Here is a 20553-nt window from a genome sequence, read left to right as displayed (position 1 = left end):
ACGCTCCCGGCCCGCCATTCCCGGCGGGGCCGCGGCGCGCCGGAACGGCCGGAACGGGTGTCTTGACGGGCCGGGAGCGGGCGCCCTACCGTCCAGGCGCCGCCCTCGTTCATGTCAACGCCCACCGTTCATGTTCATGAAAGGCGTTCCGGATGCGACCCCACGCGCTCCTGACTCTCCCCGCCGCGGCCGCCCTGCTGGCCGCCGGCCTGCTCGCCTACCCCGTGCCGGCTCACGCGGCCGGCACCACCGTGGAGGTCACCACGGCCAAGGAGCTGAAGGCCGCGCTCGCGGCGGCGGCCCCCGGCCAGACCATCCACCTCGCGGACGGCACCTACATCGGGAACTTCAAGGCCTACACCCCGGGCACGGCCGCGGCCCCCATCACCCTGACCGGCTCGGCGAACGCGGTCCTCTCCTCCAGCGGCGGCTACGGCCTGTACCTGGACGGTGCCGGCTACTGGACGGTGCAGGGCCTGACCGTCACCGGCGGGCAGAAGGGCATCGTCACCGACACCGCCTCGCACGTGGTGATCGACTCGGTGACCGTGCACGACCTGCAGATGGAGGGCGTGCACTTCCGCACCTCCAGCACCGACGACGTGATCAGGAACTCCTGGATCTACAACACCGGCCTGCAGCGGCCCGGTTACGGCGAGGGCGTGTACGTCGGCACCGCCAACACGCTCACCGACGCCAGCGACCGGGTGCAGATCCTCGACAACGTCATCGGCCCCAACGTCGGCGCCGAGAACATCGACCTGAAGGAGGGCACGACCGGCGGCCTGGTCTCCGGGAACACCTTCGACGGCAGCGGTCTGAGCATGACCAACTACGACGACTCGTGGGTCGATGTGAAGGGCAACGACTACGTCATCACCGGCAACCGCGGCACCCGCACCCTCAACGACGGCTACCAGACGCACACCCAGCAGCCCGGCTGGGGCTGCGGCACCGTCTTCCGGGACAACGCCTCGGACCTGACCGGCGCCACCGGCGCGAACCAACTGGCGATCGACGTCACCAACACTGCTCCGGACTGCCCGACCACGGTCTACGCAAGCAACACCGTCACCGGCGGCAAGGGCCTGACGAACGTCCCGGTCACGCCGTGACCGCCGTCGCCGCGGGCCCGGCCGCGCGCGGGGCGTGAACGGCGGTGGGCCCGCACCCCCTTCGGGGTGCGGGCCCACCGTTCAACGGCCTGCTGGTGCGGCTGGAGTTGCTCCCCGCGGGGAGGTCAGCTCTGGCCGCCCGCGAGCTTCTCGCGGAGCGCGGCGAGCGCCTCGTCCGACGCCAGGGCGCCGGAGTTGTCGTCCGACTCCGAGGAGTAGGAACCGCCGCCACCGGTACCCGCGGCGGGCGCGGCGTTGCCGGCCTCCGCGGCCGCCTGCTCGTCGGCCTCGCGGGACTTGATGACCTGGGCCTGGTGCTGCTCGAAGCGGGACTGGGCCGTGGCGTACTGGCCCTCCCACTCCTCGCGCTGCTTCTCGTAGCCCGGCAGCCAGTCGTTGGTCTCCGGGTCGAAGCCCTCGGGGTAGATGTAGTTGCCCTGGTCGTCGTACGACGCGGCCATGCCGTACAGGGTCGGGTCGAACTCCACCGAGGCCGGGTCGGCACCGAAGGACTCGTTCGCCTGCTTGAGGGAGAGCGAGATCCGGCGGCGCTCCAGGTCGATGTCGATGACCTTGACGAAGATCTCGTCGTTGACCTGGACGACCTGCTCCGGGATCTCCACGTGGCGCTCGGCCAGCTCGGAGATGTGGACCAGGCCCTCGATGCCCTCGTCGACACGGACGAACGCACCGAACGGCACCAGCTTGGTGACCTTGCCGGGGACGACCTGGCCGATCTGGTGGGTGCGGGCGAACTGCTGCCACGGGTCTTCCTGGGTCGCCTTCAGCGACAGGGAGACGCGCTCGCGGTCCATGTCGACGTCCAGGACCTCGACCGTGACCTCCTGGCCGACCTCGACGACCTCGGAGGGGTGGTCGATGTGCTTCCAGGACAGCTCCGAGACGTGCACCAGACCGTCGACACCGCCGAGGTCCACGAACGCACCGAAGTTGACGATGGAGGAGACGACGCCGGAGCGCACCTGGCCCTTCTGCAGGGTGGTGAGGAAGGTCTGGCGGACCTCGCTCTGGGTCTGCTCCAGCCAGGCGCGGCGGGACAGGACCACGTTGTTGCGGTTCTTGTCCAGCTCGATGATCTTCGCCTCGAGCTCCTTGCCCACGTAGGGCTGCAGGTCGCGCACGCGGCGCATCTCGACGAGCGAGGCGGGCAGGAAGCCGCGCAGGCCGATGTCGAGGATGAGGCCGCCCTTGACGACCTCGATGACGGTACCGGTGACGATGCCGTCCTCTTCCTTGATCTTCTCGATGGTGCCCCAGGCACGCTCGTACTGGGCGCGCTTCTTCGAGAGGATCAGCCGGCCCTCCTTGTCCTCCTTCTGGAGGACCAGGGCCTCGATCTCGTCACCCACGGCGACGACCTCGTTGGGGTCGACGTCGTGCTTGATGGAGAGCTCGCGGGAGGGGATGACACCTTCGGTCTTGTAACCGATGTCGAGCAGGACCTCGTCCCGGTCGACCTTCACGATGACGCCGTCGACGATGTCGCCGTCGTTGAAGTACTTGATCGTCTCGTCGATCGCGGCGAGGAAGGCTTCCTCGTTGCCGATGTCGTTGACCGCCACCTGCGGGGTGGTACGAGGGGACTCGGTGCTGCTCGTCATTAGGGAAAGGACTCCGGTACGGACAGTAAGTCGTAGGTACTGCTACGCCGGGAGCCTCTTTCGCCCTACTGCTCCTTGCGGCCCGGTCGTGGGACCGGGAGCCGCGAGGCCCACCGATGCGACGGGGATCCGAAAGGGATCTGCAGCAGAGTCGAGCGCGGCCTGCTCCGTCTGAGGCGCGCAGGCTGCCAGCGCAACTTGTAGCATACGGGGGCAGCCGGGCAGGGTCAATGCACGAAGAGCGCACCACGCGCATAACGGACCTAACCGGAGCAACTCACCACCCCGCAGGTCTCCCCAGAGAGTACGACGACTGCCGCGATGATCCAAGGACCCGAACCCGAAGCTACCCGTCGTATTGCCGGTGCGACCGAGAGCAGCCGGGCCAACCGCCACTGGTGGGACCGGAACGCGGACGAGTACCAGCTGGAGCACGGCGCGTTCCTGCGGGACGACGGTTTCGTCTGGGGGCCCGAGGGCCTGGACGAGGCGGACGCCGCGCTGCTGGGCCCCGCCGCCGAGCTGAAGGACCAGGCCGTGCTGGAGGTCGGCGCGGGGGCGGCCCAGTGCTCGCGGTGGCTGGCCGCGCAGGGCGCCCGGCCGGTCGCCCTGGACCTCTCGCACCGCCAGCTGCTGCACGCGCGGCGGATCGACGAGGCCACCGATCACGCGGGCGCGGCGCCGGGCCCGGTGCCGCTGGTGCAGGCCGACGCGGGCCGGCTGCCGTTCGCCGACGCCTCCTTCGACCTGGCCTGCTCGGCGTACGGGGCGCTGCCGTTCGTCGCGGACACCGCGCGGGTGCACCGCGAGGTGCGGCGGGTGCTGCGGCCCGGCGGCCGCTGGGTCTTCTCGGTCACCCACCCGGTGCGCTGGGCGTTCCCCGACGAGGCGGGACCCGAGGGCCTGACCGCCTCCTCCTCCTACTTCGACCGCACCCCTTATGTCGAGCAGGACGAGCGGGGCCTGGCGGTCTACGTCGAGCACCATCGCACGCTGGGCGACCGGGTCCGCGAGATCGCCGCGGCCGGGCTGCGGCTGGTGGACCTGGTCGAGCCGGAGTGGCCGCAGTGGAACGACCAGGAGTGGGGGGGCTGGTCGCCGCTGCGCGGACGGCTGCTGCCGGGCACCGCGATCTTCGTCTGCGTCGCGGAGTGACGGCGCGGATCCGCCCGGAGGGCCGCGCGCTGCCGGTCGCCTCGGTGCTGCCCGACCTGCTGGCGGCGCTGCGGGCCGGCGGGTCCGCGGTGCTCGCCGCGCCCCCGGGCACCGGGAAGACGACGCTGGTGCCGCTGGTACTGGCCGGGGAGTTCGGCGACGGCGGCCGGGTGCTGGTCGCCGAGCCGCGGCGGATGGCGGTGCGGGCCGCGGCCCGGCGGATGGCGTGGCTGCTGGGCGAGCGGGTCGGCGAGACCGTGGGCTACACCGTCCGCGGCGAGCGGCGGGTGTCGCCGCGCACCGCGGTCGAGGTGGTCACCACCGGGGTGCTGCTGCAGCGGCTGCAGCGCGACCAGGAGCTGTCCGGGGTCGGCACGGTGATGCTCGACGAGTGCCACGAGCGGCACCTGGACGCGGACACCTCCATGGCGTTCCTGCTGGACGTGCGGGCGGTGCTGCGGCCCGGGCTGCGGCTGGTGGCGGCGTCGGCGACCACCGACACGGCGGCCTGGTCGCGGCTGCTGGGCGGCCCCGCGGTGGAGGCCGCGGGCGTGCTGCACCCGGTGGAGGTGCGGTGGGCGCCGCCGCCCCGGGCGGTGCGGCCCCCGCACGGCATGCGGGTGGACCCGGCGCTGCTGGAGCACGTGGCGGCCACGGTGCGGCGGGCGCTGGCCGAGCGTGACGGGGACGTGCTGTGCTTCCTGCCCGGCGTCGGCGAGATCGGCCGGGTGGCCGGGCTGCTGGCCGGCGGCCCGGCCGGGGTGGAGGTGCTGCACCTGCACGGGCGGGCGCCGGCCGAGGTCCAGGACGCGGCGCTGGCGCCCGGCGCGGGGCGGCGGGTGCTGCTGGCCACCTCGGTCGCCGAGTCGAGCCTGACCGTGCCGGGCGTGCGGGTGGTGGTCGACTCCGGGCTGGCCCGCGAGCCGCGCACCGACCACGCGCGGGGGCTCGGCGCGCTCACGACGGTACGGGCGTCGCGGGCCGCCGCCGAGCAGCGCGCGGGACGTGCGGGCCGCGAGGCGCCGGGCACCGTCTACCGGTGCTGGGCCGAGGCGGAGCACCCGCGGCTGGCGGCGCGCCCGGCGCCCGAGATCGTGCTGGCCGACCTGACCGCGTTCGCCCTGCAGGCCGCGTGCTGGGGCGACCCGGACGCCGCGGGCCTGGCCCTGCTCGACCCGCCGCCCGCGGGCGCCCTGGCCGCGGCGCGTGCGGTCCTGCACGGCCTGGCCGCCGTCGACGCGGACGGCCGGGCCACCGGGCGCGGCCGGGCGCTCGCCCTGCTCGGGCTGCACCCCCGGCTGGCCCGCGCCCTGCTCGACGCGGCCCCGCTCGTCGGGCCGGAGCGCGCCGCGGCGATCACCGCCCTGCTCTCCGAGGAGGTGCCCTCCTCCTACGGCACCGACCTGGCCGGCGCCTGGCGCGCCGCCCGCCGCGGCGGCGACGCGTTCGGCACCCGCTGGAACGCCGAGTCCCGGCGGCTGCGCGCCGCGCTCACCTCGGCCGGCACTCCCGCGCGGCCGGGCGGCGGGCGGCCGTGGGGCGACGACGAGGCGGCCGGGCTGGTGGCGGCCCTGGCGTTCCCGGAACGGGTGGCGCGGCGCCGCCCCGGCGGCGGGTACCTGATGGCCGGGGGGACGGCCGCGGAGGCGGGCGCCGGGCTGGGCGAGGCGGAGTGGGTGGCCGTCGCGGTCGCCGACCGGGGCGCGGGCAGCGCGACGGCCCGGATGCGGCTGGCGGCGGTGATCGACGAGGAGACCGCGCGCCTTGCGGCGGGCGGGCTGCTGGAGGCGTACGAGGAGGTGCGCTGGAGCGGCGGCGACGTCGTCGCCCGGCGGGTGACGCGGCTGGGCGCCGTGGAGTTGAGCGCGAAGCCGCTGACCGCGCCGGACCCCGCCGCGGTGCGCGCCGCGCTGCTGGCCGGTCTGCGGGCCGAGGGCACGGAGCTGCTGCGCTGGTCGCGGGAGGCCCGCGAGACGCGGCAGCGCATCGCGTTCCTGCACCGGGTGCTGGGCGAGCCGTGGCCGGACGTCTCGGAGGAGGCGCTGCTGGAGCGGGCCGAGGAGTGGCTGGGCCCCGAACTGGCGCGCGCCCGGCGCCGCGCGGACCTGGCCAGGATCGAGGCGGGCGGGGCGCTGCCGCGGCTGCTGCCGTGGGCGACCGGGGAGGCGGCGCGGTTCGCCGAACTCGCCCCGGAGCGGCTGGAGGTGCCCAGCGGCTCCCGGGTCCGGGTCGACTACAGCGGCGAGCAGCCCGTCCTGGCCGTGAAGCTCCAGGAGTTGTTCGGGCTGCGGGACACCCCGCGGGTGGCCGTCCCACCGGGCGCGGGCCCGGAGCGGGGCGTGCCGGTGCTGGTGCACCTGCTGTCGCCGGCGGGCCGTCCCGCCGCGGTCACCGCGGACCTGGCGTCGTTCTGGCGCGAGGGCTACCGCGCGGTCCGCGCGGAGCTGCGCGGCCGCTACCCCCGCCACCCCTGGCCCGAGGACCCGTCGACCGCGCCCCCGACCCGCCGCACCAACCCGCGCCGTTCCTAGCATCCGCCGCCCCGCGCGGACCCCGTGCGGGCGCCGGCGGCGTCCGATCATCGCCTCGGCGACGGCCAGGTCGACCATCCAGCCTGCCCGGGGTTCCCGGGGAGCAGGTGCAGGGCGATGTCGGCCTGCACCTTGATCGCGGCGAGGCCGTGGCCCACGATGCCGTGCATTTCCTGGGCGACGCGCAGCCGCTCGTCGTCGACGTTCTGCCGGATCGCCTCGGCGCGCGCCCGGGCCGCGGTCTCGTGCCGCAGCCGCAGCGCGTACCCGAGGGCGAACGGCACGACGGCCCGCGCGGAGACGGGGACGGCCCCGGACAGGCCGGGGGGGTGGTCGCGCGCACCAGCAGATGCGGCAGGACCAGCGGCATTCGCCCTACGCGGGGGGAGTACGCCGACCGGCCGGCGGCCCCCGGGAGGGCCGCCGGCCGGTCAGGGCGCGCGGGGGTGCGTCAGCTGGTGGCGTCCGCGGACGGCGTCAGGGCCGAACCGGTGGCCTCGCCCGCGGTGTTCGCCGGGCTCGGGGTGTCCGAGGGCGTGGCGCACGGGTCCGCCGTCGCGCTGTCGGTCGGCGACGGGCTGACGCTGTCCGACGGCGACGGCGACGGGCTGTCCGTGGGGCAGCCGGGCGTCGTCGGCGGAGTGGTCGGCGTCGTCGGGTCGGTGCTCGGCGGCTGCGTCGTCGGGGGCTCCGAGGTGGGCGGCGTCGTCGGCGGCGTGCTGGGCGAACCCGTGGGGCTGGTGGTCGGCTTGGGCAGCGTGCCGGGCGGGGCCGGGCTGACGGTGCCGCCCACGCTCACCGGGCCGCGCGGCGACGAACCCGAAGACGACGGAGACGGCGGCGACGACGGCGACGTGGGCGAAGCGACCGGCGACGTCGAGGGGTTGGGCTCCGGGGAGACGCCGCTGCCGGACCGGCCGGAGCGGTCCGGGACGCTCACCGCGCCGCCCTGCATGAAGTGCGTGTACCAGGCGCGCACCAGGTTCAGGTACGCCTGCGAGTGGTTGTAGCCCAGGATCGCGCGGTCCATGTCCGACGACACGGCCAGGTCCCGGCCGTTCGCGCACAGGTAGTCGCCGGCGGCCAGCGCCGCGTCGAAGACGTTGTTGGGGTCCTTCACCCCGTCCCCGTTGCCGTCGGCACCCCAGGTCGCCCACGTGGAGGGGATGAACTGCATGGGGCCGACCGCCCGGTCGTGCACCGGGTCGCCGTCCCAGCGGCCGCCGTCGGTGTCGGGGATGTTCGCGAAGCCCTTGCCGTTGAGCACCGGGCCGAGGATCGGCGACAGCGTCGTGCCGTTCGCGTCGACCGCCCCGCCGCGGGCCTGACCGGACTCCACCTGACCGATGGCCGCCAGCAGTTGCCACGGCAGATGGCAGCCGGGCTGCGACAGGGCCAGGGCCGCCTGCGCCCGCTGGTAAGCAGCCAGCACCGTCGTCGGCAGGCTCGTCCCGGACGGGACGGTGACCGCGGGCCCGCCGCCCGGCGTGGGGGCCAGCGGCCCGGGCGCGGTGTTCAGCGGCGGCAGGTCGGTGATGTACGGCGAACCGCCGTCTATCTGGGATCCCGGCGGCGGCACCACGGGCGGCTGCTCCTGACTGCTGCCCTGCGACGCCGCGTGGGCGACCCCGAGCAGTCCCGGGGCCTGCGAGGCGCTCAGCGCCGCCATCGCCGCGGCGGCCACCGCCGTCGCCGTCGCCCCCCTGCGAAGCCTCCGGCCGTACCTCCGCGCTGCCATCGCGGTCCCCTCCCACAGACGAGATGGACGCCGTGCCCGACGCCACAACCCGACCGACCCTACGGCAACTTCAGCCCCTGGACCACAGGCCGTCGGCAATCCACAGGGGACGAATCCCCGCAATTCACCGCCCGGTCGCGTCCCCTCGGCGGCCCTTCACCCAGGGGACGCGACGCGTTCACCGCCGACCCGCAGCGCCCGGCACCGGCCCGGCACCCGACGCACCGTCAGTGCGCGGCCGACTCCCAGTCCGTGCCCCAGCCCACCGACACGTCCAGCGGCGCCCGCAGCGGATACGCGCCCGCCATCTCCCGGCGCACCAGCTCCTCCACCTGCTCCCGCTCCCCCGGAGCCACCTCGACCACGATCTCGTCGTGCACCTGCAGCAGCATCCGCGACCGCAACTGCTCCTTGGCCAGCGCCTCGTCGACCCGCAGCATCGCGATCTTCACGATGTCCGCGGCCGACCCCTGGATCGGCGCGTTCAGCGCCATCCGCTCGGCCATCTCCCGCCGCTGCCGGTTGTCGCTCGTCAGATCCGGCAGGTAGCGGCGCCGCCCCAGCAGCGTCTCGGTGTACCCGATGACCCGGGCCTCCTCCACCACCCGATGCAGATAGTCCCGCACCCCGCCGAACCGCTCGAAGTACGTCTCCATCAGCGCCCGCGCCTCGGCCGCCTCGATCCCCAGCTGCTGCGACAGCCCGAACGCCGACAGACCGTACGCCAGGCCGTACGACATCGCCTTGATCTTGCGGCGCATCTCCGCGTCGACCCCGTCCCGCTCCACCGAGAACACATGGGAGCCGACCGTGGTGTGCAGGTCCTCACCCGAGGTGAACGCCGCGATCAGCCCCTCGTCCTCCGACAGGTGCGCCATCACCCGCAGCTCGATCTGGCTGTAGTCCGCGGTCAGCAGCGACTCGTACCCCTCGCCCACCACGAACCCGCGGCGGATCGCCCGGCCCTCGTCGGTACGCACCGGGACGTTCTGCAGGTTCGGATCCGTCGACGACAACCGGCCGGTCGCCGCCACGATCTGGCTGAACGTGGTGTGGATCCGCCCGTCCGGCGCGATCGTCTTCACCAGGCCCTCCACGGTCACCCGCAGCTTCGCCTGCTCCCGGTGCCGCAGCATGATCACCGGCAGCTCGTGGTCGGTCTGCGCCGCCAGCCACGCCAGCGCGTCCGCGTCCGTGGTGTAACCGGTCTTGGTCTTCTTCGTCTTCGGCAGACCCAGCTCCCCGAACAGCACCTCCTGCAGCTGCTTCGGCGACCCCAGATTGAACTCGTGCCCCACCGCCGCATGCGCCTCGGACACCGCATGCTGCACCGCGGCCGCGAACTGCTGCTCCAGCCCCTCCAGATGAGCCCGGTCCGCGGCGATCCCGGCCCGCTCCATCCGCGCCAGCAACGCCGAGATCGGCAACTCCACGTCGTCCAGCAACTCCGCCGCGCCCACCTCCGGCAGCCGCTGCCCGAACACCTCGCCCAGATCCAGCACCGTGCGGGCCTGCACCATCAGCGCCTCGGCCGCGGCCGCCTCGCCGTCGTCCTCCTCACCGAACGCCAGCTGCCCGCTGCCCCCGTCCGCCGGCGCCAGCTCCCGCCCCAGGTACTCCACCGACAGCACGTCCAGCGCGAACGACCGCCGGCCCGGCTTGATCAGATACGCCGCGAGCGCCGTGTCCATCGCCACACCCGCCAGCCGCCAGCCGTGCTCGGCGAACACCCGCGCCACGTTCTTCGCGTTGTGCACCACCTTCGGCCGGTCCGCATCCGCCAGCCACGCCGCGAACGCCTGCTCGTCGGCCTCCCCCACCTGCGACGGATCGAACCACGCCGCACCCTCGGTGCCCGCCAGCGCGATCTGCGACACACTGCCGCCGCCCAGCGACCACGTGTCCACGCTCGCCAGCCCCAGCCGCTCCCCGGCCCGCTCCGCCAGCCAGCCCGGCAGATCACCCGCCGCCAGCACGATCCCGTCGACCGCGACCCCCTCGGCGACCTCGGCCTCCTGCTCGGCCGCACCCGGATCCGCCGCGAACAGCCGCTCCCGGAAGTTCGGGTTGCGGAACTCCAGCGCGTCCAGCACGCCGCCGAGCTTCTCCCGGTCGTACGGCGGCCGCTCCAGCTCCGCCGGCCCCGCCCCCAGCGGCACGTCCTTGACCATCTCCGTCAGACGGCGGTTCAGCTTCACCGCCTCCAGATGCGCCCGGAGGTTGTCCCCCGCCTTGCCCTTCACCTCACCGACCCGCTCGCACAGCTCCGCGAACGACCCGAACTGCATGATCCACTTGGCCGCGGTCTTCTCCCCGACCCCCGGAATCCCCGGCAGATTGTCCGACGGGTCCCCGCGCAGCGCCGCGAAGTCCGGATACTGCCGCGGAGTGAGCCCGTACTTCTCCTCGACCTTCTCCGGGGTGTAGCGCGTCAGTTCCGAGACGCCCTTCGTCGGATACAGCACCGTCACGTGATCCGACACCAACTGGAAGGCGTCCCGGTCACCGGTGACGATCAGCACCTCGTACCCCAGCTCCTCCGCCTGCGTGGCCAGCGTCGCGATGACGTCGTCCGCCTCGAAGCCGTCCACCGCGAACCGGCTCACACCCATCGCGTCGAGCAACTCGCCGATCAACCCCACCTGGCTGCGGAACTCGTCGGGCGTCTTCGACCGCGTCGCCTTGTACTCCGGGTACTCGTCGAACCGCCACGTCTTGCGCGACACGTCGAACGCCACCGCCAGATGCGTCGGCTGCTCATCACGCAACGTGTTCGACAGCATCGAGGTGAACCCGTAGATCGCGTTCGTGGGCTGGCCCGTGGCCGTGCTGAAGTTCTCCACCGGCAGCGCATAGAACGCCCGGTACGCCAGCGAATGCCCGTCCAGCAGCATCAGCCGGGGGCGGTCGGTCGTCGTCTTCGTCGCTTTCTCTGCCACAGCCCGATCCTCCCACGCAGCACCGACAACCCGGCCCCCTCACCCTCCGGGCCCCTGTCGGCACCGGGCCCGAAAGGGCCCGCAGGCGATCCGGCGCAAAAGAAATGGGGGGATCCCGCTTTCAAAAAACAGTGGCAGGATCGTTCGTATGGCAACGAAGCCCCCGGCCGGAGACCCCGTACAAGACGCGCCGCACGTCAGTGCGCCCAAGCAGTCCGCCGCTGGACTGCCCGCGATCGGACAGACCGTGAAGGTCGCCGGCGCCCAGATGGGAGCACGGCGCGCCGCCCTCACCCTCCTCAAGGTCAACCAGAAGGACGGCTTCGACTGCCCCGGCTGCGCCTGGCCCGAAGGCGACAAACGCCACACGTTCGAGTTCTGCGAGAACGGCGCCAAGGCCGTCGCGGAAGAGGCCACCCTCCGCCGCGTCACCCCCGAGTTCTTCGCCGCGCACCCGGTCTCCGACCTCGCCCGGCGCAGCGGCTACTGGCTCGGCCAGCAAGGCCGCATCACCCAGCCCATGTACCTGCCCGAAGGCGCCGACCACTACGAGGCCATCCCCTGGGAACGCGCCTTCGACATCGTCGCCGAGGAACTCACCGCCCTCGACGACCCCGACGAGGCCGTCTTCTACACCTCCGGACGCACCAGCAACGAAGCCGCGTTCCTCCTCCAGCTCTTCGCCCGCGAGTTCGGCACCAACAACCTGCCCGACTGCTCCAACATGTGCCACGAGTCGTCCGGCTCCGCCCTCACCGAAACCCTCGGCGTCGGCAAGGGCAGCGTCCTCCTCGACGACCTCCACCAGGCCGAACTGATCATCGTCGCCGGCCAGAACCCCGGCACCAACCACCCCCGCATGCTCTCCGCACTGGAGAAGGCCAAACAGGCCGGCGCCACCATCGTCAGCATCAACCCCCTGACCGAAGCCGGCCTCGAACGCTTCAAGAACCCCCAGACCGCCACCGGCCTCGCCGGCCGCGGCACCGCCCTCACCGACCTCCACCTCCCGATACGCCTCGGCGGCGACCAGGCCCTCTTCCGCGCCCTCGGCCGCCTCCTCATCGAGGACGACACCGTCGACCACACCTTCGTCGACACCCACACCCACGGATACCAGGACTACAAGGACGCCGCGCTCGCCACCGACTGGACCGAGGTCGAGACCGCCACCGGACTCACCCGCGACCAGATCGGCCAACTCCACACCCGGCTGCGCGACGCCAGGAGCACCATCGTCTGCTGGGCCATGGGCCTCACCCAGCACAAGCACTCCGTCCCCACCATCCGCGAAGTCGTCAACGTCCTCCTGCTCCAAGGCAACATCGGCCGCCCCGGCTCCGGCGTCTGCCCCGTCCGCGGACACTCCAACGTCCAGGGCGACCGCACCATGGGCATCTTCGAACGCCCCACCACCGCCTTCCTCGACGCCCTCCGCGACGAGTTCGGCTTCGAACCCCCGCGCCACCACGGCCTCGACGTCGTCCACGCCATCCGCGCCCTGCGCGACGGCACCGCCAAGGTCTTCTTCGCCATGGGCGGCAACTTCGTCGCCGCCACCCCCGACAGCACCGTCACCGAAGCCGCCGTCCGCCAGGCCCGGCTCACCGTGCACGTCTCCACCAAGCTCAACCGCTCCCACGCCGTCACCGGAGCACGCGCCCTCATCCTCCCCACCCTCGGCCGCACCGAGAAGGACCGGCAGGCCGGCGGCGAGCAGTTCGTCACCGTCGAGGACTCCATGGGCATGGTCCACGCCTCCCACGGCAACCTCGCCCCCGCCTCACCCCACCTGCTCTCCGAGACCGCCATCATCACCCGGCTCGCCCGCGCCGCCCTCGGCCCCCACAGCCCCACCCCCTGGGCCGACTTCGAGCACGACTACGACCTCATCCGCGACCGCATCGCCCGCGTCGTCCCCGGCTTCGACGACTTCAACACCCGCGTCCGCCGGCCCGGCGGATTCACCCTCCCCCACGCCCCGCGCGACAGCCGCACCTTCCCCACCGCCACCGGCAAGGCCAACTTCACCGCCGCGCCCCTGGAATACCCCCGCGTCCCCGAAGGCCGCCTGCTGCTGCAGACCCTCCGCTCCCACGACCAGTACAACACCACCATCTACGGGCTCGACGACCGCTACCGCGGCATCAAGGACGGCCGCCGCGTCGTCCTCGTCCACCCCGAGGACGCCGCCGCCGCCGGCCTCGCCGACGGCGACTACACCGACCTCGTCAGCGAATGGACCGACGGCACCGAACGGCGCGCGGAAGGCTTCCGCGTCGTCCACTACCGCACCCCCCGCGGATGCGCCGCCGCCTACTTCCCCGAGACCAACGTCCTCATCCCGCTCGACCACACCGCCGACACCAGCAACACCCCCGCATCCAAGTCCGTCGTCATCCGACTCGAACAGCACTGAACGGAGTCCCCCGTCCATGGGCGAGCAGACCACCACCATTTCCTTCCCCCCGGAGATCCTCGAGCAGTACGCCGGCCTCGGCATCGACCTGCCCGCCCTCTTCTCCGCCGGACACCTCGGCGAGCGCATGGGCATCCGGATCCTGGAAGCGGCACCCGACAAGGTGGTCGGCACCATGCCCGTCGAAGGCAACACCCAGCCCTACGGACTCCTCCACGGCGGCGCCTCCGCCGTCCTCGCCGAGACCCTCGGCTCCATCGGCGCCATGCTGCACGGCGGCCCCGGCAAGATCGCCGTCGGCGTCGACCTCAACGCCACCCACCACCGCGGCCTGCGCTCCGGCACCGTCACCGGCACCGCCACCCCCGTCCACCGCGGCCGCTCCTCCGCCACCTACGAGGTCGCCATCCTCGACGACGCCACCGGCAAGCGCGTCTGCACCGCCCGCCTCACCTGCATGCTCCGCCCTGCCACCCCCACCACCTCCACCAACGGCGCCGCCTGACCCCGGCGGGGGCTCAGTTCTTCGGACCGACGTGCCGGTCCATCACCGCGACCGAGGCCCGCCGGGCCACCGAGACGTTGTGGGCGTCCCCGCGCCGCCGGGTCTCCGTCCAGCTGACACCGAGGGCGTCCAAGGTGTCCGTGTACAGCCGCCGGATGTCGGCCGAGGTGTTCGTGAAGAAGTACCGCGGGTACTCGTAGCGCTTGCGCACCCCGGCGACGATCCGCTCGGTCCAGTTGGTGATCCGGCATCCGTCGGAGTGGACGAGACCCTTGATGAACTCCCAGGGGTACGCGTCGACGGCGTCCTGCTGCCACGGCTCCAGCGTGATCTTCCGCTCGTGCTTCCTGCCGGAGCCGTGCTGCGGGAACACCGCCGGCCATCGCTTGCTGGTCGAGGTGATCTGCGCGCAGCCCTGCTGGCGCACCCGGCAGACGGCACCGCCGGGGCGCACCGCGCGGATGGCCGCCTCGCAGGCGTCGGCGAGGCCCGGCCAGGCGTCGGCACACGCGATGCGCAGCACGTACACCCCTCGGCGGTGGGCGCTGAGGCAGCCGTCGCCCAGGTAGAGGCCGAGGAGATAGGGGTAGGCAGGGCCGTCGGTACGGAGGGGACGGGACCCCGGACCGAGGGGCTCGATGCCGTGGGCGCGCCAGTCGCGAAGGGTCGAGCGGGATATGCCGGTCTCGCGGCTCACACTGTTGAGACTGCGGCCGGACGCCACCAGGCGCAGGGCGTTGCGACGTGTGTCGAGGTTGTACATGGCGCAACTCTGTGCGATGCGCGAGCCGGTCAGCTCGATTCGCTCACAAGTTCACCCTGTTCAGCGTTCTCTAGAAAGAACCGCTTACCTTCGATTGGAAGGTGGAGTGCCCCGGGTCGGACTCGAACCGACACTGTATGGGTTTTGAATCCATTGCCTGCTGCCAATTGGGCTACCGGGGCCTTCGATTCACAGGATAGCGCACATCCTTCGCACTCAAACTCTACCGGAGCTAGGTAGGCTCAGGGGGCAGTACCCCTCACCCGCCCGAGGAGCACAAGGAGCACCGTGAGCGCCCCCGAAGAGTCCCCGACGCCCCAGGATGAGCAGGCTCAGGACGAGCAGTCGCACGTGCCTCCGGTGACGACGAAGGTCGTCATCGCGGAGGACGAGGCGCTGATCCGGCTGGATCTGAAGGAGATGCTGGAGGAGGAGGGGTACTCCGTCGTCGGTGAGGCGGGGGACGGGGAGACGGCGGTGCGGCTCGCGGAGGAGCTGCGGCCGGATCTGGTGATCCTGGATGTGAAGATGCCGGTCCTGGACGGGATCTCGGCGGCGGAGCGGATCGCCGGGGAGAAGCTGGCGCCGGTGCTGATGCTGACGGCGTTCTCCCAGCGGGAGCTGGTGGAGCGGGCGCGGGACGCGGGTGCGATGGCGTATCTGGTGAAGCCGTTCACGAAGAGTGATCTGGTGCCGGCGATCGAGATGGCGGTGAGCCGGTTCCAGGAGTTGCGTGCGCTGGAGGCGGAGGTCGCGGATCTGTCGCTGCGGCTGGAGACGCGGAAGCTGGTGGACCGGGCGAAGAGCGTGCTGCAGACGCGGTACGGGCTGTCGGAGCCGGCGGCGTTCCGGTGGATCCAGAAGACGTCGATGGATCGGCGGATGTCGATGCAGGCGGTGGCGCAGGCCGTGATCGACGAGGTGGCGGAGAAGTAGGCGGGCGGCTGCCGGGTCGCCGGGTGCGGCCGGGCGGCGGTGTCGTCCGGTTCACGGGGAAGCCCCGGCACTGTGGTGTGCCGGGGCTTTCCCGTGTGGTGCGGGTGGCGGGGGCGGGTGGTCAGTCCTCGCCGAGGTAGGTCTTGCGGACGCCTTCGTCGTGGAGGAGGTCCTGGCCGGTGCCGGAGAGTTTGATGGTGCCGACTTCCATGACGTGGGCCTGGTCGGCGAGGGAGAGCGCTGCTTGGGCGTTCTGCTCGACGAGCAGGATGGTGGTGCCCTGCTTCCTGAGTTCGACGATGGTGGCCATGATCTTCTGCATCATGATCGGTGAGAGGCCCATGGAGGGTTCGTCGAGCATGAGCAGTTTGGGCTGGGACATCAGGGCGCGGCCCATGGCGAGCATCTGCTGTTCGCCGCCGGAGAGGGTGCCTGCGGCCTGGCGGCGGCGTTCGCCGAGGATCGGGAACAGGTCGTAGGCGCGCTGGATGTCCTTGGCTATGCCGGTGCCGTCCTTGCGGAGGTAGGCGCCGAGTTTGAGGTTCTCCTCGATGGTGAGGCGGGGGAAGATGTGCCGGCCTTCGGGTGAGTGGGCGAGTCCGAGGGCGACGATGCGGTGCGGGGGGACGCGGGTGAGGACCTTGCCGTCGAAGCGGACGCGTCCGCCGAGGGGCTTGAGGAGTCCGCTGAGGGTGCGCAGGGTGGTGGTCTTGCCGGCGCCGTTGGTGCCGATGAGGGTGACGACCTGGCCTGCTTCGACGGAGAACGAGATGCCCTTGACGGCTTCGATCTTGCCGTAGGCGACGCGGAGGTCCTCGACTTCGAGGAGTGCGGTCATCGGTCGTTCTCCTGCTCGCTGGTGGTGCTTGCGGCATCGGTCCCGGTGTTCTCGGCCGGTTCGGCGGCGTCCGCGGCGGCGCTCTCGGCCTGGACTTCGGCGTCGCCCTCGTCGGCGGGTGCGCCTTCGAAGGGTTCGCCGAGGTAGGCGGCGATGACGCGTTCGTCGTTCTGGACGATGTCGGAGCTGCCTTCGACGAGTTTCTCGCCCTGGACGAGGACGGCGACGCGGTCGCAGAGGTTGAAGATGAACCGCATGTCGTGCTCGATGACGAGGACGGCGATGCCCTGGTCGCGGATGGCGAAGACGAGTTCCTCGGTGGCCCTGGTCTCCTGGGGGTTCATGCCGGCGGTGGGTTCGTCGAGGAGGAGCAGGCCGGGCTCGCTGGCGAGTGCGCGGGCGATCTCCAGCTTGCGCTGTTCGCCGTAGGGCAGGTTGCGGGCGAGGTGTTCTGCTTTGTCGGCGAGGCCGGTGAACTCCAGGAGTTCCATGGCGCGTCGGCGGGATTCGGCTTCGGCGCGGTGGTAGCCGGGGCCGCGGACGAGGGCGGAGAGCAGGCCCTGTTTGGTGCGGGTGTGGCGTCCGACGAGGACGTTCTCCAGGACGGTCATGTTGGCGAAGAGCCGGATGTTCTGGAAGGTGCGGGCGACGCCGGCTTTGGTGACGAGGTGGGGTTTGGGCGGCAGGATGGCGCCCTGGTAGCTGACGGTGCCTTCGGTGGGCACGTACAGGCCGGTGAGGCAGTTGAAGAAGGTGGTCTTGCCGGCGCCGTTGGGGCCGATGAGCCCGACGATCTCGCCTTTGTTGACGGTGAGGTCGACGTTGCGGACGGCGGTGAGGCCGCCGAAGCGCATGATGACGCCGCTGGCCTTGAGCAGGGCGGTGTCCGCGGAGGCGGGGGCGGGCTGCTGGGGGATGGTGATGGTCATGGTGTGCCTCACGCCCCTGCCGTGGTGGCGGGGACGGTGTCGTCGCCCATCGGTCGGTTGGCGGGTGCCTGGGCTTCGTCCTCGTGGAACTCCAGCTGGCGGCGCCGGTTGGGGATGATGCCCTCGGGCCGGAATCGCATGATGAGGATGAGGGCGATGCCGAACGCGAAGAGTTCGTACTTGGACAGGAAGTCCAGCTTCTCGGGGATGACGTAGAGGAGTGCGGCGCCGAGGATGGGGCCGCTGACCGTGCCCATGCCGCCGAGGACGACGGCGGCGAGGAGGAACGCGGAGTTGGGCGGTACGGGTCCGGAGAAGACGTAGGGGTCGGGGACGACGCTGTTGGTGACGTGGGCGAAGACGGTGCCGGCGAGGCCGGCGAGGGACGCGCCGAGGGCGAAGGCGACGAGCTTGACGCGGAAGCCGTTGATGCCCATGGCGGTGGCGGCGGTCTCGTCCTCGCGGATGGCGATCCAGGAGCGGCCGATGCGGGAGTCGGCGGCGCGGGTGAAGACGAGGACGACGATGACGGTGATGACGAGCATCAGCAGGTAGTAGTTGGCGAACCGGCCGAGGGTGAAGGACCCGACGGAGTGGGTGGCGCCGAGGTTGTACCCGAAGATGGACAGGTCGGGGATCTGCGCGATGCCGTTGGGGCCGTTGGTGACCTTGGGGCCGCTGACGCCGTCGAGGTTGCGGACGACGATGCGGAAGATCTCTCCGAAGCCGAGGGTGACGATGGCGAGGTAGTCGCCGCGCAGGCGCAGGGTGGGGGCGCCGATGAGGATGCCGAAGACGCAGGCGGCTGCCATGCCGGCGAGGGCGGCGGCCCAGAACGGGAACTGGACGCCCCAGATGGAGTACTGGGAGCCGGAGACCAGGGCCGCGGTGTAGGCGCCGACGCCGAGGAAGGCGACGTAGCCGAGGTCGAGCAGGCCGGTGAGGCCGACGACGATGTTGAGGCCGAGGGCGACGGTGCCGACGATGAGGACGCTGACGCCGAGGTTGGCCCAGTGTTCGTTGTTCTGGGCGAACGGGTAGGCGACGGCGGCGAGTACGCCGACGGTGGCGGAGAACCGCTTGTTGCGTGCGGTGAGTTGCTGGAACTGCTTGAGCAGTCCGCTGGCGCCGAGTCCGAGGAAGGCGACGGTGACGACGATGAGGTAGCCGATGAACAGGTCGCTGTAGTCGGTGGCGAGGCCGTAGGTGAGGACCTTCAGGCCGGCGGCGTAGACGACGACGACGATCAGGCGCTGCAGCCAGGGGTTGGCCTTGCGGGCGTCGGGGACGCGCAGGTCGCTGTGGTGCAGGCGGGCTTCGCGCAGCCAGACGTAGCCGCGGACGACGGCGGGGATGCTTTCGAACCGGCCGAGTTCGTAGTACTCGGCGCCGGCGGCTTCCTTGGGGCGTCGGTCGATGGGCAGGGCCAGGGCGCCGACGATGAGGACGAGCGCGCCGACGAAGGCGACGAAGCCGCCGGGGTCGAGGTTGGCGAATCCGCCGAGTTTCGCGGCGATGTCGATGACGGTGTACCAGGTGGTGCCCAGGGTGGCCAGGGCGAGCAGCAGGACGCCGTTGTCGGTGCGGCTGGGGTTGAGCCAGCGCAGGCCCTTGACGCCGAAGGCCCCGAGGGCGATGACGCCGGTGAGGAGGGCGCTGATGAGGGTGAGGATCTGCAGGCCGCCGGGGTAGCCGCTGACGGTGAGGTCGCCGGGGAAGTCGGTGGTGTAGGTCCACGACATGAACGTGGAGGCGACGGTGATCACGGCGCCGGCGAGGGTGAGGATCCGGGCGGCGGCGGGCGGCAGGGGGATGTAGGGGGCGGTGCGCCGGCCGGTGTCGAGGGTGGCGGCGGCTTCTTCTGCGGCGGCGATGGGGAGGTCGGTCATGTCGTGATCACGCCCTGTCCGCGACGCGCTCGCCGAGTAGGCCCTGGGGCCGGACGAGGAGGACGACGATGAGGAGGACGAACGCCCAGACGTTGGCCCAGCCTCCGCCGCCGAGTTGCTCCATGCCGGGGATGTTGGCGATGTAGGCGGTGGCGCAGGCTTCGGCGATGCCGAGGACGAGGCCGCCGAGCATGGCGCCGTAGATGTTGCCGATGCCCCCGAGGACGGCGGCGGTGAACGCCTTGAGGCCGGCCTGGAAGCCCATGTTGTACTGGATCTGGCCGTATTTGAGGCCGGACGCGAGGCCGGCGACGGCGGCGAAGAAGCCACCGATGGCGAACGCGATGATGATGATCCGGTTGGTGTCGATGCCCATGAGCTTGGCGGTGTCCGGGTCCTGCGCGGTGGCCTGCATGGCGCGGCCGGTGCGGCTGGAGCGGACGAAGACGCCGAGGGCGAGCATGCAGACGACGGCGGCTGCGAGCAGGAAGATGTCACCGCTCTGGACGTCGATGGAGCCGATGTGGAAGGGGCCGCCGGGGAGTTGCGGGAAGTGCTTGCCCGCGGTGGCGTTGGGGTACCAGAGGAAGACCGCCTGCTGGAGTGCGAGGGAGAGGCCGATGGCGGTGATGAGTGGCGCTAGCCGTGGTGCGTTGCGCAGTGGCCGGTAGGCGAGTCGTTCGGCGCCGACGGCGATCAGCACGGCCACGATGGCGCCGCCGAGGAGCATGAGGGGCAGGGCCGCCCATATGGACATGCTGCTCGGAAGGTTGGTGTAGACCGCGAGAGCGCCGAAGGCGCCGGTCATGTAGATCTCACCGTGGGCGAAGTTGATGAGCTGGACGATGCCGTACACCATCGTGTAGCCGATGGCGATGAGCCCGTACATCGAGCCGAGGAACAGCCCGTTGGCCAGCTGTTGCGGCAGGGTGTGCACCGCATGGCCTCCATGTCGCTGGGGAGCAGGTGAGCGGGGTGACGGGGGTGGTGTCGGATTCTCGGGTGGGGGTTCGAGTGGTGCGGGGTGGGTGAAGCAGCCGGGGCGCGCGGGGGGGGGGGGCCCGCCCCCCGGCCCCGGGGGGGGGGGGGGGGGAGCCGGTGTTTACCCCCGTCTTTACCCCCCGCCCCAATCCGTCCATTACCCGGTAGAACGTCCGCTGCGTTTTTGTGGTGT

General features: G+C 71.8%; 15 protein-coding genes and 1 tRNA gene. 6 read left to right on the top strand and 10 right to left on the bottom strand.

What is annotated here, in order from left to right; translation table 11 throughout:
• Positions 1-152: 152 nt before the first annotated feature.
• A complete protein-coding gene (locus ACH4TG_RS03150) occupies positions 153-1115 on the top strand; it encodes a right-handed parallel beta-helix repeat-containing protein (RefSeq protein WP_398240174.1) in 963 nt (320 codons plus the stop codon).
• 125 nt (positions 1116-1240) lie between these two features.
• Here the strand turns inward: ACH4TG_RS03150 and rpsA are convergent, their stop codons facing one another.
• Positions 1241-2737, bottom strand: coding sequence for a 30S ribosomal protein S1 (gene rpsA, locus ACH4TG_RS03145; RefSeq protein ID WP_398240172.1), 1497 nt, complete (start codon positions 2735-2737; stop codon positions 1241-1243).
• A 321-nt stretch (positions 2738-3058) separates the two neighbouring features.
• On the opposite strand from rpsA, the gene ACH4TG_RS03140 reads away from it, so the two are divergent.
• Both ACH4TG_RS03140 and hrpB read left to right on the top strand, forming a co-directional pair.
• Positions 3059-3892: a class I SAM-dependent methyltransferase gene (locus tag ACH4TG_RS03140; protein WP_398240170.1), complete on the top strand. Its 834-nt coding sequence runs from the start codon at positions 3059-3061 to the stop codon at positions 3890-3892.
• Complete coding sequence (gene hrpB, locus ACH4TG_RS03135) at positions 3889-6423, top strand: ATP-dependent helicase HrpB (RefSeq protein WP_398240169.1); 2535 nt, start codon at positions 3889-3891, stop codon at positions 6421-6423. The genes ACH4TG_RS03140 and hrpB overlap by 4 nt, the downstream gene beginning before the upstream one ends.
• A gap of 47 nt (positions 6424-6470) precedes the next feature.
• On the opposite strand, the gene ACH4TG_RS03130 is transcribed toward hrpB, so the two are convergent.
• The 3 genes from ACH4TG_RS03130 to polA form a co-directional block, all read right to left on the bottom strand.
• On the bottom strand, positions 6471-6707 hold the full coding sequence (locus ACH4TG_RS03130) for a histidine kinase dimerization/phosphoacceptor domain-containing protein (RefSeq protein ID WP_398240167.1): 237 nt from the start codon (positions 6705-6707) through the stop codon (positions 6471-6473).
• A 167-nt stretch (positions 6708-6874) separates the two neighbouring features.
• Positions 6875-8161: a lytic transglycosylase domain-containing protein gene (locus ACH4TG_RS03125; RefSeq protein ID WP_398240165.1), complete on the bottom strand. Its 1287-nt coding sequence runs from the start codon at positions 8159-8161 to the stop codon at positions 6875-6877.
• A 227-nt stretch (positions 8162-8388) separates the two neighbouring features.
• Positions 8389-11055, bottom strand: coding sequence for a DNA polymerase I (gene polA / locus ACH4TG_RS03120; protein ID WP_398240483.1), 2667 nt, complete (start codon positions 11053-11055; stop codon positions 8389-8391).
• Between the two features lie 193 nt (positions 11056-11248).
• On the opposite strand from polA, the gene ACH4TG_RS03115 reads away from it, so the two are divergent.
• Complete coding sequence (locus ACH4TG_RS03115; protein ID WP_398240163.1) at positions 11249-13519, top strand: FdhF/YdeP family oxidoreductase; 2271 nt, start codon at positions 11249-11251, stop codon at positions 13517-13519.
• Positions 13520-13535: 16 nt separating this feature from the next.
• A complete protein-coding gene (locus ACH4TG_RS03110; protein ID WP_398240161.1) occupies positions 13536-14024 on the top strand; it encodes a PaaI family thioesterase in 489 nt (162 codons plus the stop codon).
• A gap of 13 nt (positions 14025-14037) precedes the next feature.
• Here ACH4TG_RS03110 and ACH4TG_RS03105 read toward each other — a convergent pair whose 3' ends face one another.
• Together ACH4TG_RS03105 and ACH4TG_RS03100 are read right to left on the bottom strand one after the other, a co-directional pair.
• On the bottom strand, positions 14038-14787 hold the full coding sequence (locus tag ACH4TG_RS03105) for a helix-turn-helix domain-containing protein (RefSeq protein WP_398240159.1): 750 nt from the start codon (positions 14785-14787) through the stop codon (positions 14038-14040).
• A 107-nt stretch (positions 14788-14894) separates the two neighbouring features.
• Positions 14895-14969 (bottom strand) — tRNA-Leu (locus tag ACH4TG_RS03100).
• 106 nt (positions 14970-15075) lie between these two features.
• Here ACH4TG_RS03100 and ACH4TG_RS03095 point away from each other — a divergent pair.
• Positions 15076-15723: an ANTAR domain-containing response regulator gene (locus ACH4TG_RS03095; RefSeq protein WP_398240157.1), complete on the top strand. Its 648-nt coding sequence runs from the start codon at positions 15076-15078 to the stop codon at positions 15721-15723.
• 121 nt (positions 15724-15844) lie between these two features.
• On the opposite strand, the gene ACH4TG_RS03090 is transcribed toward ACH4TG_RS03095, so the two are convergent.
• The 4 genes from ACH4TG_RS03090 to ACH4TG_RS03075 are packed head-to-tail and all read right to left on the bottom strand — an operon-like array spanning position 15845 to position 20316.
• Positions 15845-16561 (bottom strand): ABC transporter ATP-binding protein, encoded by a 717-nt coding sequence (locus ACH4TG_RS03090; RefSeq protein WP_398240156.1) that lies wholly within the window; start codon positions 16559-16561, stop codon positions 15845-15847.
• The gene (locus ACH4TG_RS03085; RefSeq protein ID WP_398240154.1) at positions 16558-17490 is read right to left on the bottom strand and encodes an ABC transporter ATP-binding protein; all 933 of its coding nucleotides are present in this window, start codon (positions 17488-17490) and stop codon (positions 16558-16560) included. Before ACH4TG_RS03085 ends, ACH4TG_RS03090 begins: the two co-directional genes overlap by 4 nt.
• 8 nt (positions 17491-17498) lie before the next feature.
• Positions 17499-19379, bottom strand: coding sequence for a branched-chain amino acid ABC transporter permease (locus ACH4TG_RS03080; protein WP_398240152.1), 1881 nt, complete (start codon positions 19377-19379; stop codon positions 17499-17501).
• Positions 19380-19386: 7 nt separating this feature from the next.
• Entirely contained in the window at positions 19387-20316 is a 930-nt protein-coding gene (locus ACH4TG_RS03075; protein ID WP_398240150.1) for a branched-chain amino acid ABC transporter permease, read from the bottom strand.
• Between the last annotated feature and the right edge of the window lie 237 nt (positions 20317-20553).

The sequence above is a fragment of the Streptomyces sp. NPDC020917 genome (assembly GCF_044333795.1).
In the GTDB taxonomy this organism is placed as follows: Bacteria; Actinomycetota; Actinomycetes; order Streptomycetales; family Streptomycetaceae; genus Actinacidiphila.
Note: the sequence above shows the minus strand (reverse complement) of the source record. Positions and strands in the feature narration are given on the sequence as shown.

Bases quoted from the DNA above. Each gene is read 5' to 3' on its own strand.
- ACH4TG_RS03105 (WP_398240159.1), bottom strand. From the start codon at position 14,787: ATGTACAACCTCGACACACGTCGCAACGCCCTGCGCCTGGTGGCGTCC.
- ACH4TG_RS03150 (WP_398240174.1), top strand. From the start codon at position 153: ATGCGACCCCACGCGCTCCTGACTCTCCCCGCCGCGGCCGCCCTGCTG.
- polA (WP_398240483.1), bottom strand. From the start codon at position 11,055: ATGCTGCTGGACGGGCATTCGCTGGCGTACCGGGCGTTCTATGCGCTG.
- ACH4TG_RS03090 (WP_398240156.1), bottom strand. From the start codon at position 16,561: ATGACCGCACTCCTCGAAGTCGAGGACCTCCGCGTCGCCTACGGCAAG.
- ACH4TG_RS03125 (WP_398240165.1), bottom strand. From the start codon at position 8,161: ATGGCAGCGCGGAGGTACGGCCGGAGGCTTCGCAGGGGGGCGACGGCG.
- ACH4TG_RS03115 (WP_398240163.1), top strand. From the start codon at position 11,249: ATGGCAACGAAGCCCCCGGCCGGAGACCCCGTACAAGACGCGCCGCAC.
- ACH4TG_RS03085 (WP_398240154.1), bottom strand. From the start codon at position 17,490: ATGACCATCACCATCCCCCAGCAGCCCGCCCCCGCCTCCGCGGACACC.
- ACH4TG_RS03080 (WP_398240152.1), bottom strand. From the start codon at position 19,379: ATGACCGACCTCCCCATCGCCGCCGCAGAAGAAGCCGCCGCCACCCTC.
- ACH4TG_RS03110 (WP_398240161.1), top strand. From the start codon at position 13,536: ATGGGCGAGCAGACCACCACCATTTCCTTCCCCCCGGAGATCCTCGAG.
- rpsA (WP_398240172.1), bottom strand. From the start codon at position 2,737: ATGACGAGCAGCACCGAGTCCCCTCGTACCACCCCGCAGGTGGCGGTC.
- ACH4TG_RS03140 (WP_398240170.1), top strand. From the start codon at position 3,059: ATGATCCAAGGACCCGAACCCGAAGCTACCCGTCGTATTGCCGGTGCG.